The sequence below is a fragment of the Sulfitobacter sp. JL08 genome, assembly GCF_003352045.1.
GTDB lineage: Bacteria > Pseudomonadota > Alphaproteobacteria > Rhodobacterales > Rhodobacteraceae > JL08.
In genome coordinates this window covers 1,447,218-1,458,948 of the sequence record NZ_CP025815.1, presented here as the reverse complement: position 1 = coordinate 1,458,948, position 11,731 = coordinate 1,447,218, and the positions used below count along the sequence as shown (strand labels likewise).

Here is an 11,731-nt window from a genome sequence, read left to right as displayed (position 1 = left end):
GTCAGAACCTGTCGGCTGCATAGCTTGAGAGGTCGATGTTGACCTGACGCCCCGATGCCAGATCTGTCACCATCCGCCCCAGACGCGGGCCAATTGTCATACCGATATGCTGGCCGCCATAGGCGTGAATGATGTTGGGCGCATTGCGCGCCTCGCCCAGAACCGGCAGGCTGTCCGGTGTTGTGGGGCGCCGCCCCATCCAGACATCATCGCGTTCGAATGTCAGCGCGGGATAGACCTGTTTCATCTGACGACGCAGCAAATCCAGCGGCGCCTGTGACATCGGCGCGTCAAGCCCGGCAAATTCGGCCACACCGGCGGCGCGCAAGAAACCGTCCATCGGAGTCAGCACGAATTTTGCGTCCGAAATCATGTAAGGGTTGGGTGCGGTGAAACTGGGCGCATACATCGACACGTGATAACCGCGCTCGGCTTCGAGCGGCATGCGAAGGCCCAGTTTCCTGGCCAGCGAACCAGACCACGCGCCCGCAGACAAAACAACCTTGTCCGCATCCAGACGCGCGCCGCCTTTCAACGTAACCGAAGGGGCATCACCCGGCGCAATATCGGCCACCTCGCCCGCGACAAAGTTGCCGCCTTGCGTACGGAAATGATCAAACAGCGCCGCGACATAGCGATCAGGTGCCGACAACCAAGCATAATCGCCAAAGACCGTGCCAAACGTATAGCGCGGCCCGATATTGGGATCGCGTTCAAGAATCCCCGCCCGATCCAGATAGGTCGCATGGATCCCGTGGGCGCGGCGCAATTCGATCGTCAGCGGCGATGCATCATAAGCGGCCCTGTCGGGATACAGGCTGACATAGTCGCCTGTGCGGATAAATTCGGCGGCAGGTGTGCCGGCGGCCAAAATCTGGTGCTGATCAACCGAATCCAAAGTCAGTTGTGCCAGTGCCCCGGCAATTTCGGTGACGCGTTGCACGGAGCTGTTTTTGAAAAACGGCACCAGCCAGGGCAGCAGTTTCGGCAGATAGCCCCAGCGCAGAAACAGCGGTGACGACGGGTTCAGCACCATGCCGGGGGCCTGTGTCATCAAACCGGGCGTGGCCACCGGAATGATCGCCGTGCGCGCGATCAGACCCGCGTTTCCATAGGATGTCTGATCACGCCCCCCCGGAACGATCCGGTCCACCAGCGTTACATCCCAGCCATCGCGCCGCAGCCATTCAGCAGATGACACACCGGTGATACCGGCCCCGATCACGAGAATGGATTTGCCCATGGTCTGCCCTTTTGCGTTCTGATGCGCCGCCTTTGGTCGCACGGGTGCATTTGTTTGCATGTGTCCGCCGTGGTCAACGGCAATTCGTTGACCCTGTGTTACAAAGGCCGGATAATTTGGCAGCACCGCCGCATGACAGGAGGATCGACATGACAACGAAGGACAGCTTTTCAGACGAGGAATGGGATAGAATTGTCAGGGCGCCGTTTGTGGCGGGTTTTGCCGTGACAGCCGCTGACCCCGGTGGGTTGATCGGGGCCGTTCAGGAAAGCTCGGCCATGGTGAAATCAGTAAGGGACGCGCAGGCCTCTGCCCCCGAGGGATCATTGATTGATGATCTGGCCGCCACGTTCATGTCCGCCGAAGGACGCGAGGCGGCAAGATCGGGCCTCAAGGCGCTGATCAAGGGCCGCACCCCGACCGAGGCAGGCACGGCTGCCGTTGCCGAATTGCATGCGACGATGACTATGCTGCACACCAAAGCACCGGAACACGCCGCGGTGCTTGCGCAATTCGTGCGCGACACGGCGCAGAACGTCGCCAATGCGGCCAGCGAAAACACGTTTCTGGGCTTTGGCGGTGAAAAAGTATCAGACGCCGAACGCAAGACACTGGCAGATATTGACGCCGCGGTGGCCGCCCCGACAGGCTGAAACGGGCTGTTGCACCGGGTTTCCCGGGGTTGCAGGGCCGCCAATATCTGGTTTGGTGGGGCGGCACCCAGAATCAAAGGCCGCCCCCATGAAACCTGCCCACCCCGAATTTTCCGCGCCACAGGATTCAGACGCCCGCAAGGCCATCGCGCCGGTCATCTGTTATTCGCCCGACACGCTGCCATCCCCTGATCTGGCTGGATTGTCCGAATTGCGCGCGCAATCAAAGGCGGCGGACAGCGTGACTGTCCCGCCGCGCGATGCGCGGTGTATCGCGGTTGCCGCCGGGTGCTTTTTCCGCATTTCGTCCGTAGAGGGATCGCAGGTGGGCGATCTGAACCTGTGGAATGCCAATGATCTGACCGAACGGTTCTATTCCGGCAAAACCCGCGCGCTGCACGGCACACATCTTTCGACGGGTGACAGGATGTGGTCTGCCTTTCCGGCAATGCGGCCGATGGCAACCATCACTGCCGACACGCTGGAATGGTACGGGTTTGATGGGTTTGGCGGATCAGTTCATGATGTGATCGGTACGCGATGCGACCCTTATACCGGTCGTTTGCTGAATGGGTCCGACTACCATTATTGCTGCCATTCCAACCTGACGCGCGCGCTGGCCGATTTTACCGGACTGCCGATGGAAAGCGCCGAACCGCATGTGCATGACGTGCTGAACGTATTCATGTGCACCGGCTTCACCCGTGACACCGGCCAGTATTTCATGAAGGCCAGCCCCGTGCGTCCCGGTGACTATCTGGAATTTTACGCCGAAATCGATCTGATTGTCGGCCTTTCGGCCTGTCCCGGCGGCGATTGCAGCGCTGAACACACATCCGATACCGCACAGTGTTATCCGCTGCTGATCGAGGTATTTGATCCAGGGGCAGCGGCGCGCGACGCACATGAAAAACCGGCGCGCTCTGCCTATGATCGCAGCCACGGGCGCTAGCGTTTTGGGGGATGTTGCGGCGCGGGTTGCCTATCGGCCCAACTTGTCTGCCATCCTGTCCAGCATGGTGCAGCACTGTTCCAGTTGCGACAATTCGATGAATTCATCGGGCTTGTGGGCTTGCAGGATCGATCCCGGCCCACAGACAACCACATCACATCCCAGGCTTTGAAACAGCCCGGCTTCGGTCCCGAAAGACACCAGTTCGCAGCCGTTTGCCCCGGTCAGTTCGGCCACCAGATCGCGGGCCGCATTCTGGGGTATGGGGATCAGGCCTTCGACCTCGCCCACCGTGGTGGTGGTGATCGAAGCATCCGGGTGCACGGCCTGCATCGCGGGCAGCAGAACATCGGTGCAATAGCGCTCCAGATCGGCCTTGACCAGATCGGCGTCTTCTGTGCGCACCGGGCGCATTTCCCAGTCGATCTCGGCCTTGCCGACGATCACGTTATGGGCCACGCCACCCGCGACACGGCCAATATTTATCGTGCTCCAGGGCGGTTCGAACAGGCTGTTAGGCTGGGTGCGGGTTTTCAACACCTCGCGCAGGTCCAGCAACCGGGCGACATAGCGTACCGCGTATTCGGCGGCGTTCACGCCCAGTTCGGGGCGCGATCCGTGGCCTTCCAATCCGGTGAAATGGGTCGAATATTCGTAACACCCCTTGTGGCCTTCGATGATACGCATGTCGGTGGGTTCGCCGATGATCACGATGTCGGGCGTGATACCAAGGCCACGCAGTTCCCCGACCAGATGGCGCGCACCCAGACAGCCGGTTTCCTCGTCATAGGTGAACGCAAAATGCAGCGGGCGCGTCAGACGGTTGGGGTCCAGCCCTTCGGCCATCGCCATCGCGGCGGCAATGAACCCTTTCATGTCGCAGGTGCCACGCCCGTACAAGCGGCCATCATCGGTGCGCATGATGAACGGATCAGACGCCCAATCCTGATCGGTGACGGGCACCACATCCGTGTGACCCGACAGCAGGACACCCCCCGGCCGGTCCGGCCCGAGCGACGCAAACAGGTTGGCCTTGGTGCCGCAGGGCGACAATTGCGTGATCACCCGCGCGCCCAGATGCGACAGCGTATCGGACAGATCGGCGATCAGTTCCAGATTGCTGTCACTGGACACCGTCGGGCAGGCAATCAGCCGGTCAAGGATATCGATCGTGCGGGCCAGCATCAGGGTTTCACGAACATCTTACGCGGGCGGTTGCAGAAACATTCGGCTGCGCCGTTGTCCCTGATCAGGATGCTTTCGGTAATTTCAAGACCCCAGTCATCCATCCACAAACCCGGCATGAAATGGAATGTCATCCCCGGCTGCAACACGGTTTCGTCCTCTTCACGCAAGGATATGGTGCGCTCGCCCCAATCGGGCGGATAGGACAGCCCGATCGGATAGCCGCAGCGAGCGCCGCGTTCGATCCCGGCCCGTTCCAGCGGTGCGGCCAGCGCCTTGGCGATATCCTGTGCGCGGTTGCCGGGGCGCGCAGCCTCAAGCCCGGCCTCCAGCCCTTCGACCAGCGCCGCCTCGGCCTTTTTCAGAAAATCGGGCGGCGTACCCAGATAGACAGACCGGCAGAACGGCACGTGATAACGCCGGTAACAGCCCGCCAGTTCAAAAAACGTACCCTCCCCCGATTTGAACGGCGTGCCATCCCATGTCAGGTGCGGCGCAGCGGCATCGGTGCCGGACGGCAACAGCGGCACGATGGCCGGATAATCGCCCCAGTCGTTTTCGACCCCGCGAATGGTGTCGCGGTAAATCTCGGCCACTAGATCGTTTTTTCGCATACCCGGTTCGATGCGTTCGATCACGCCGTCCATCACGTGTTCGGCGATGCGCGCGGCCTTGCGCATCATGGCGATTTCTTCGTCCGATTTTACGGCGCGCTGCCAGTTGACCAGCGCCGTGGCATCGATAAATGTCGCGTCCGGCAATTCCGTTGTCAGCGTCTGGTAGGCCTTGGCCGAGAAATAGTAATTGTCCATCTCGACGCCGACCCGCTTGCCGCCATATCCGGCGTCGCGGATATGGCCCGCCAGATCCTGCATCGGATGGCGCAGGGTGGATTGAACATAGTGATCGGCATAGCAATGCACGCGGTCGTCCTTCATCCAGACGGTGCGCAACGCGCCATTGGCATCCTGCCGCCGCCCCCACCAGACCGGATCGGCGTCACCAAACACCAGAACACCCTGATGCACATAAAACGACCATCCGTCATAGCCGGTCAGCCAGGCCATGTTCGACGGATCCTGTACGTAAAGAACATCGATCCCTGCCTTTTCCATCGCTGCGCGGGTCAGCGCCAGACGGCGGCCGAATTCTGTCTGGCTGAAAGCTGGATTGGCGTGTGTCACGATGCTCTCCCTGATATTTTGTGCCCGAAAGGTTGACGTGGCGGGCCAATTGTTTTGTGTATGGACGGTCTGACAAAACGGGGGGACAGGTGTCACGTCAAGCCAAAAACAGCACGAGCGGTGCATCTGGCCTGACGCTGGCGGACGTGGAACAGGCCGCTTCGGCCATTCGCGGGGTCGCGGATCACACGCCGCTGGTTCCGTCACCCCATATGAGTTCGGTGGCGGGCAGCGAATTTCTGATGAAGCTGGAAATCGCGCAGCCGATCGGTGCGTTCAAACTGCGCGGCGCGCTGAATGCGGTGATGGCCCTGCCGGATGGCACAGCCGGTGTCACCTGTTGTTCCACCGGTAATCACGGGCGCGGCGTGGCTTTTGCCGCCGGTTTGCGCGGATTGCGTGCGGTGATCTGCATGTCGCATCTGGTGCCACAGGCCAAGGTTGACGGGATCCGCGCGCTCGGCGCGGATGTGCGCATCATCGGGCAGTCGCAGAACGATGCGCTGGCCGAAAGCCGGCGTCTGGTCGATGCCGAAGGGCTTGCCGACATTTCGCCCTTTGACGATCCGTTTGTGATTGCCGGCCAAGGCACCATCGGGCTTGAGATCATGCAGGCCCGCCCTGACATCCGCACAGTGCTGGTGCCGTTGTCGGGTGGCGGGCTGGCGGCGGGCGTAGCACTGGCGGCCAAGGCGCTGGACCCGGCGGTGCGCGTGATCGGTATCAGCATGGACAGGGGCGCGGCCATGGAGGCCGCATTGCGCGCAGGCCATCCGGTTACTGTGCCGGAATATGCCAGCCTTGCCGACAGTCTTGGGGGAGGCATCGGGGCGCAGAACCGGTTGTCCTTTCCATTGTGCCGCGCGTTGCTGGATGATGTCGTTCTGGTCAGCGAGGCCGAGATTTACAACGCCATGCAAACCCTGTTCTATCAGGACCGTCTGGTCGCCGAAGGCGGCAGCGTCGTCGGGCTGGCGGCGGTTCTGGCGGGCAAATTGCCCGATCTGGCGGGGCCTGTGGCCACGATCTTGACGGGGCGCAATCTGGATATGCATGTCTTTCACCGGATCATGGCCGGACAGGACATCGAACTGGGCGACATGATATTGAAAGGACACCGCTATGCCGCATGACATTGCCATCGTTTCCGAAGACCAGTTGCGCGCGCTGGTCGGGCTGGACACCGGCATGATCGACCTGACCGAACGCGCCTTTGTGGCGCTGGCCAGCGGTGGTGTGATCATGCCGCCGATCATGTCGATGGAACTGCATGACAGCAACGGAGAGGTGGACGCGAAAACCGCATACCTGCCCGGGTTCGACAGTTTCGCGCTGAAGGTCAGCACCGGTTTTTACGGCAATGCCGCGCTTGGCCTGCCCAACCTGAACGGGTTGATGGTGCTGTTTTCCGTCAAGACCGGCATGGTCGAGGCGGTGTTGCTGGACAACGGGTACCTGACCGATCTGCGCACCGCTGCCGCCGGGGCCGTGGCCGCGCGCCATCTGGCCCCAGAAAGCGTGGAAACGGCAGGGGTCATCGGGACCGGAATGCAGGCCCGATTACAGATCGAAGCGGCGCATCTGGTGCGCCCGTTCGCCCGCGTGCTGGTGCATGGGCGCGATATGGATAAGGCTCAGACCTGTGCTGACGATCTGGCGCGCGCACTGGGGATAAAGGCGCAGGCCGTCGAGGATGCGCAAGCGCTGGTCCGTGACAGCCAGCTTGTCGTGACAGCGACGGCATCACGCGCGCCGGTGATCGATGCAGTCTGGCTTCATCCCGGGTTGCACATCACCGCGCTGGGATCGGATGCGGATTACAAGAACGAAATCGACCCGCGCGCGCTGGAGCGCGCCGATGCCTATATCTGCGACCGTGTCAGCCAATGCGAGGTGCTGGGCGAATTGCGCAGCGCGCTGGCCGCGGGTCTGTGGACCAAAGGCACGCCCGCCGAACTGGGCGAGGTCGTGACCGGCGCCAAACCCGGGCGGCGCGCCCAAAGTGACATAACGATTTGCGATCTGACCGGAACAGGCGCACAAGATACCGCAATCGCAACCCATGCCTATGCCCTGTATACCAGTGGCAAACACTGACATCTGCACTGAAAAGGAACCTAACATGCTGCGCAACGATCAACTGGACCAATGGGACCGTGACAATTTCTTTCACCCCTCGACCCATCTGGCCCAGCACGCCCGTGGCGAAAGCCCGTCGCGGACCATCCAGACCGCCAGCGGCTGCCATATCGAGGATCGCGACGGCAACAGATTGCTGGACGGGTTTGCCGGACTTTACTGCGTGAATGCAGGCTATGGACGGCGCGAGATTACCGACGCCATTGCCCAGCAAGCCGGCGAACTGGCCTATTACCATTCCTATGTCGGGCACGGCACGGAGGCATCGATCACCCTGTCCAAGATGATCCTGGATCGCGCGCCTTCGAATATGTCCAAGGTCTATTTCGGGCTGGGCGGATCGGACGCCAACGAAACCAATGTCAAGCTGGTCTGGTATTACAACAATATTCTGGGTCGCCCGGAAAAGAAAAAGATCATATCGCGCTGGCGCGGCTATCACGGGTCGGGGCTTGTCACCGGGTCACTGACCGGGCTTGAGCTGTTTCACAAGAAATTCGATCTGCCGCTGGCGCAGGTGCTGCACACCGATGCGCCCTATTATTACCGCCGCACGGATGCCGACCAGAACGAGGCGCAGTTTGTTGCACAATGCGTGCAGTCGCTGGAAGATCTGATTGCCCGCGAAGGGGCCGATACCATCGCCGCCTTCATCGGAGAGCCGGTGCTGGGCACCGGTGGCATCGTTCCCCCGCCCGAAGGGTACTGGGACGCCATTCAGGCAGTGTTGAAAAAGCACGACATTCTGATGATCGCCGACGAGGTCGTAACCGGCTTTGGCCGGCTGGGCAGCATGTTCGGATCGGACCATTACGGGATCGAAGCCGATATTATCACCATCGCAAAAGGTCTGACATCGGCCTATGCGCCGCTGTCGGGGTCGATCGTCAGCGACAAGGTTTGGGCGGTTCTGGAACAGGGCACCGATGAAAACGGCCCGATCGGGCATGGCTGGACCTATTCGGCGCATCCGATCTGTGCGGCGGCCGGTGTCGCGAACCTGAAACTGATCGACGATCTGAACCTGATCGCGAATGCCACCGATGTGGGTGCCTATCTGAACCAGTCGATGCACGCCGCACTGGGTGATCATCCGCATGTGGGCGACATTCGTGGTGAAGGCATGTTGTGTGCGGTGGAATTTGTGAAGAACAAGGATGATCGTGTATTTTTCGATGCCGCCGACAAAACCGGCCCGCAGATCGCCGGCGCACTGGCCGCGCGTGGCGTGATCGGGCGGGCGATGCCGCAGGGCGATATTCTGGGCTTTGCACCACCCTTTTGCCTGACCAAACCCGAAGCAGATCAGCTGGTGGCCCAGACCAAGGCCGCCGTGGCCGACGTGTTGGGATAAGGCATGAAAGCTGTCGCCAACCCGCACCGCGCCAAACCGAAACTGGTGGCCGAAGCGCCCTATCCCAGTATCGCCGCGCACAGGGTTGCGGCGTTGCTGGAACACTGCCCTGCCGCGGCAGAGACGCCATTGTTGGACGCCGCAAGTCTGGCCACGCAGGCGGGAATTTCCGCATTGTGGGTCAAGGATGAGCGCACGCGCATGAACCTTGGAAGTTTCAAGGCACTGGGTGCGGCTTACGTGATTGCGCGCCACGCCAGCGATCTTTCCGAAATGCCGGACGCCACCACGTTGCGGGGGCGCACCTATGTCACGGCAAGTGCGGGCAATCACGGCATGTCGGTGGCGGCGGGCGCGCGGGTGTTCGGTGCAAACGCGGTCATCTATATCGCCGAAACCGTACCGGAAAGCTTTGCAATCCGATTGCGCGATCAGGGGGCGGATGTGGTACGCGAAGGGGCCGATTATGCCGCAAGCATGGCCGCCGCAGCTGCCGCGGCGGATGCCAACGGCTGGACCCTGCTGTCTGACAGCGCCTGGGCGGGATATACCGAACTGCCCCACATCCTGATGGAAGGCTATCTGCAAATGGCCGCCGAAGCGGTTGAGCAATGCCCGACAGTGCCAACCCATATCGTATTGCAGGCCGGCGTTGGCGGGCTGGCGACGGCGGTGGCCGCCTATGCGCGCAAGGTGTGGGGCAATGCGCCGACTATCATCGTGGTTGAACCTGACGCCGCTCCGGCCCTGCAGGCCAGCATCAAAGCTGGCAAGTGTGTAACCACAACCGGTCTTGACAGCATCATGGGGCGGCTGGATTGCAAGGAACCGTCGATTATCGCCCTGAACGGGCTGGCGCGTGATGCCGACTGGTTTGTGACGATGTCCGATGCTGCGGTTTCAGCGATGCTGCCCGCGATGGCACAGGCAGATTTGGCCACAACGCCGTCAGGCGGGGCCGGCGTGGCGATGGTTCTTACCGAACAGGCGCGCGCCGCTGTCGGGATCGGCGCGGACGCGCGGGTTCTGTGTTTCCTGTCCGAAGTGGCCGATTGATGAGCAATAGCGAACCGCAACGCGGATTTCCCGATGCCGAATTTCAGGCCCGCGTGGCCAAGGCCCAGCACCTGATGGGCCAGCGCGGGCTGGATGCGCTGGTGCTGACCTGCGAAACCGATGTGCGCTATTTCAGCGGCTATCTGACCCGGTTCTGGGAAAGCCCGACGCGCCCGTGGTTTCTGATCGTACCTGCCAGCGGCGCGCCGGTTGCGGTGATCCCGTCCATCGGGGCGGCGTTGATGGCACAGACTTGGGTGCGCGACATTCGCACTTGGTCCTCTCCCGATCTGGAAGATGACGGCCTGTCGCTGCTGTGCGACACACTGGCCGAACTGACGCCGGAACATGCGCGGATCGGCCTGCCCGACGGGCCGGAAACCCATGTGCGGATGCCATGGGCCGATCTGCAACGTTTGGCACATGATCTGGGCGCAAGAACGCTGACGGGCGATCAGCAGATCGTGCGCGACCTGCGCCGGATCAAATCACCGCTTGAGGTGGACAAGATCCGCGCCGCCTGCGCAGTGGCCGCGCGCGCCTTTCGGCGGGTGCCGGAAATCGCGGGCGAAGGCGTGCCGCTGGACCGGATTTTCCGGCAGTTCCAGATGCTGTGCCTGCAGGAAGGGGCCGATTGGGTGCCCTATCTGGCCGGTGGGGCGGAACAGGGCGGATACAGCGATGTGATTTCCCCCGCGCGCCCCGTGCCGCTGCAACAGGGCGATGTGCTGATGCTGGATACCGGCCTGGTCTGGGACGGGTATTTTTGCGATTACGACCGCAACTGGTCGGTCGGGCCGGTGGCACCGCCGGTGGCAGATGCGTATAAAACCCTGATCGATGCGACCGATGCCGCCGCCGCCATCGCCCGCCCCGGTTACAGGGCCGCCGATCTGTTCCATGCCATGAACGACATTCTGAGCAAGGGGGCCGGTGCCACGGATGCGGGGCGTCTTGGGCACGGGTTGGGCATGTCGCTGACCGAATGGCCATCGTTCATTCCCGCAGATGATACCCTTCTGGCACCGGGTATGGTATTGACGCTGGAACCGGGGATCGCTGTCAACGGCAGAATTCTGGTGCACGAAGAGGATATTCTGATCACCGAAGGCGCACCGGAATTCCTGTCGCCGCGCGCCACGGCGGAGATGCAAATCATATGAGCCGTTATCCCTATACGCTGGACCGCGATGATCCACAAAAACCGCCCATCGGGCTGATCGTCTTGCAGACGGATGAAACGATAGAACCCGATTTCAAACGCTATTTCGCCGATCACCCCAGCCCGCTTTATGTCAGCCGCATTCCATCGGGTCAGACGGTGACGCACCAGACCCTGTCGCAGATGCAGACCGATCTGACGGCCGCGGCAGACCTGTTGCCCAAAGGATTGCACTTTCCGGTGATCGGGTATGGCTGCACGTCAGCCAGTTCGGTGATCGGATCAGAGCGGATCGAAAAACTGGTTCAGGGGGCGTGCGATGTGGACACGGTCACTAATCCGCTGCGCGCGACCGTTGCGGCCTGCGCAGCGCGCGGCCTGTCGCGGATCGCGCTGTTGTCGCCCTATATAGAAGAGGTGAACGAGCCGTTGCGCGCGGCATTTGCGCAAAACGGCGTGGATATGTCTGTCTTTGGCAGCTTTGGCGAGGCCCAGGAGGCAAAAGTTGTTCGGATTTCAACGGCTTCTGTTGTCGATGCCGCGGTGAAACTGGGGGCCGACCCATCGGTCGAGGGTGTTTTTCTAAGCTGCACGAATCTGCGTACCTACGATGCGATTCCAGCCATTGAACAGGCTTTAGGCAAACCGGTTCTGTCCAGCAATCAGGCACTGGCGTGGCACATGAGGCATCTGGTGCAAAACTGCGTAAAATAGGGCCGTTTTGACGCCTTTTTTCCGGCAACACTATAGAAAATAACAAAAACCGGTTGCATGTCGCCTATCTGATGCCTTTTACTATGTCA

At 61.3% G+C, this 11,731-nt stretch carries 11 protein-coding genes; 8 read left to right on the top strand and 3 right to left on the bottom strand.

From position 1 onward, the window contains the following. Position 1 precedes the first annotated feature (1 nt). On the bottom strand, positions 2-1,303 hold the full coding sequence (locus tag C1J05_RS07270) for an NAD(P)/FAD-dependent oxidoreductase (RefSeq protein ID WP_114869665.1): 1,302 nt from the start codon (positions 1,301-1,303) through the stop codon (positions 2-4). Positions 1,304-1,392: 89 nt separating this feature from the next. Between C1J05_RS07270 and C1J05_RS07265 the strand changes: the two genes are divergently transcribed. Together C1J05_RS07265 and C1J05_RS07260 are read left to right on the top strand one after the other, a co-directional pair. After that, positions 1,393-1,896, top strand: coding sequence for a hypothetical protein (locus tag C1J05_RS07265; RefSeq protein WP_114869664.1), 504 nt, complete (start codon positions 1,393-1,395; stop codon positions 1,894-1,896). Between the two features lie 88 nt (positions 1,897-1,984). After that, positions 1,985-2,848 (top strand): urea carboxylase-associated family protein, encoded by an 864-nt coding sequence (locus tag C1J05_RS07260; protein ID WP_114869663.1) that lies wholly within the window; start codon positions 1,985-1,987, stop codon positions 2,846-2,848. A gap of 30 nt (positions 2,849-2,878) precedes the next feature. Here the strand turns inward: C1J05_RS07260 and argE are convergent, their stop codons facing one another. Together argE and doeA are read right to left on the bottom strand one after the other, a co-directional pair. Then, positions 2,879-4,033 (bottom strand): acetylornithine deacetylase, encoded by a 1,155-nt coding sequence (gene argE / locus C1J05_RS07255; RefSeq protein WP_114869662.1) that lies wholly within the window; start codon positions 4,031-4,033, stop codon positions 2,879-2,881. After that, positions 4,033-5,217, bottom strand: coding sequence for an ectoine hydrolase DoeA (doeA, locus tag C1J05_RS07250; protein ID WP_254684734.1), 1,185 nt, complete (start codon positions 5,215-5,217; stop codon positions 4,033-4,035). Before doeA ends, argE begins: the two co-directional genes overlap by 1 nt. A gap of 89 nt (positions 5,218-5,306) precedes the next feature. Here doeA and eutB point away from each other — a divergent pair, with 89 nt between their 5' ends. Genes eutB through C1J05_RS07220 form a run of 6 tightly spaced genes read left to right on the top strand, consistent with a single transcriptional unit; the run spans position 5,307 to position 11,642 of the window. Continuing rightward, positions 5,307-6,350, top strand: a complete 1,044-nt coding sequence (gene eutB, locus C1J05_RS07245; RefSeq protein WP_254684733.1) for a hydroxyectoine utilization dehydratase EutB — start codon at positions 5,307-5,309, stop codon at positions 6,348-6,350. Then, complete coding sequence (locus C1J05_RS07240; protein WP_114869660.1) at positions 6,340-7,314, top strand: cyclodeaminase; 975 nt, start codon at positions 6,340-6,342, stop codon at positions 7,312-7,314. The genes eutB and C1J05_RS07240 overlap by 11 nt, the downstream gene beginning before the upstream one ends. Before the next feature lie 25 nt (positions 7,315-7,339). Then, the gene (locus tag C1J05_RS07235; protein ID WP_114869659.1) at positions 7,340-8,710 is read left to right on the top strand and encodes an aspartate aminotransferase family protein; all 1,371 of its coding nucleotides are present in this window, start codon (positions 7,340-7,342) and stop codon (positions 8,708-8,710) included. Between the two features lie 3 nt (positions 8,711-8,713). Next, positions 8,714-9,766, top strand: coding sequence for a pyridoxal-phosphate dependent enzyme (locus C1J05_RS07230; protein ID WP_114869658.1), 1,053 nt, complete (start codon positions 8,714-8,716; stop codon positions 9,764-9,766). After that, positions 9,766-10,929 (top strand): M24 family metallopeptidase, encoded by a 1,164-nt coding sequence (locus tag C1J05_RS07225; protein WP_114869657.1) that lies wholly within the window; start codon positions 9,766-9,768, stop codon positions 10,927-10,929. The genes C1J05_RS07230 and C1J05_RS07225 overlap by 1 nt, the downstream gene beginning before the upstream one ends. After that, positions 10,926-11,642 (top strand): maleate cis-trans isomerase family protein, encoded by a 717-nt coding sequence (locus C1J05_RS07220; RefSeq protein WP_114869656.1) that lies wholly within the window; start codon positions 10,926-10,928, stop codon positions 11,640-11,642. Before C1J05_RS07225 ends, C1J05_RS07220 begins: the two co-directional genes overlap by 4 nt. Positions 11,643-11,731: the final 89 nt, after the last annotated feature.

Coding starts and splice junctions, on each gene's coding strand:
- C1J05_RS07260 (WP_114869663.1), top strand. CDS start 1,985: ATGAAACCTGCCCACCCCGAATTTTCCGCGCCACAGGATTCAGACGCC.
- C1J05_RS07265 (WP_114869664.1), top strand. CDS start 1,393: ATGACAACGAAGGACAGCTTTTCAGACGAGGAATGGGATAGAATTGTC.
- argE (WP_114869662.1), bottom strand. CDS start 4,033: ATGCTGGCCCGCACGATCGATATCCTTGACCGGCTGATTGCCTGCCCG.
- C1J05_RS07220 (WP_114869656.1), top strand. CDS start 10,926: ATGAGCCGTTATCCCTATACGCTGGACCGCGATGATCCACAAAAACCG.
- C1J05_RS07240 (WP_114869660.1), top strand. CDS start 6,340: ATGCCGCATGACATTGCCATCGTTTCCGAAGACCAGTTGCGCGCGCTG.
- C1J05_RS07225 (WP_114869657.1), top strand. CDS start 9,766: ATGAGCAATAGCGAACCGCAACGCGGATTTCCCGATGCCGAATTTCAG.
- C1J05_RS07235 (WP_114869659.1), top strand. CDS start 7,340: ATGCTGCGCAACGATCAACTGGACCAATGGGACCGTGACAATTTCTTT.
- C1J05_RS07270 (WP_114869665.1), bottom strand. CDS start 1,303: ATGCAAACAAATGCACCCGTGCGACCAAAGGCGGCGCATCAGAACGCA.
- C1J05_RS07230 (WP_114869658.1), top strand. CDS start 8,714: ATGAAAGCTGTCGCCAACCCGCACCGCGCCAAACCGAAACTGGTGGCC.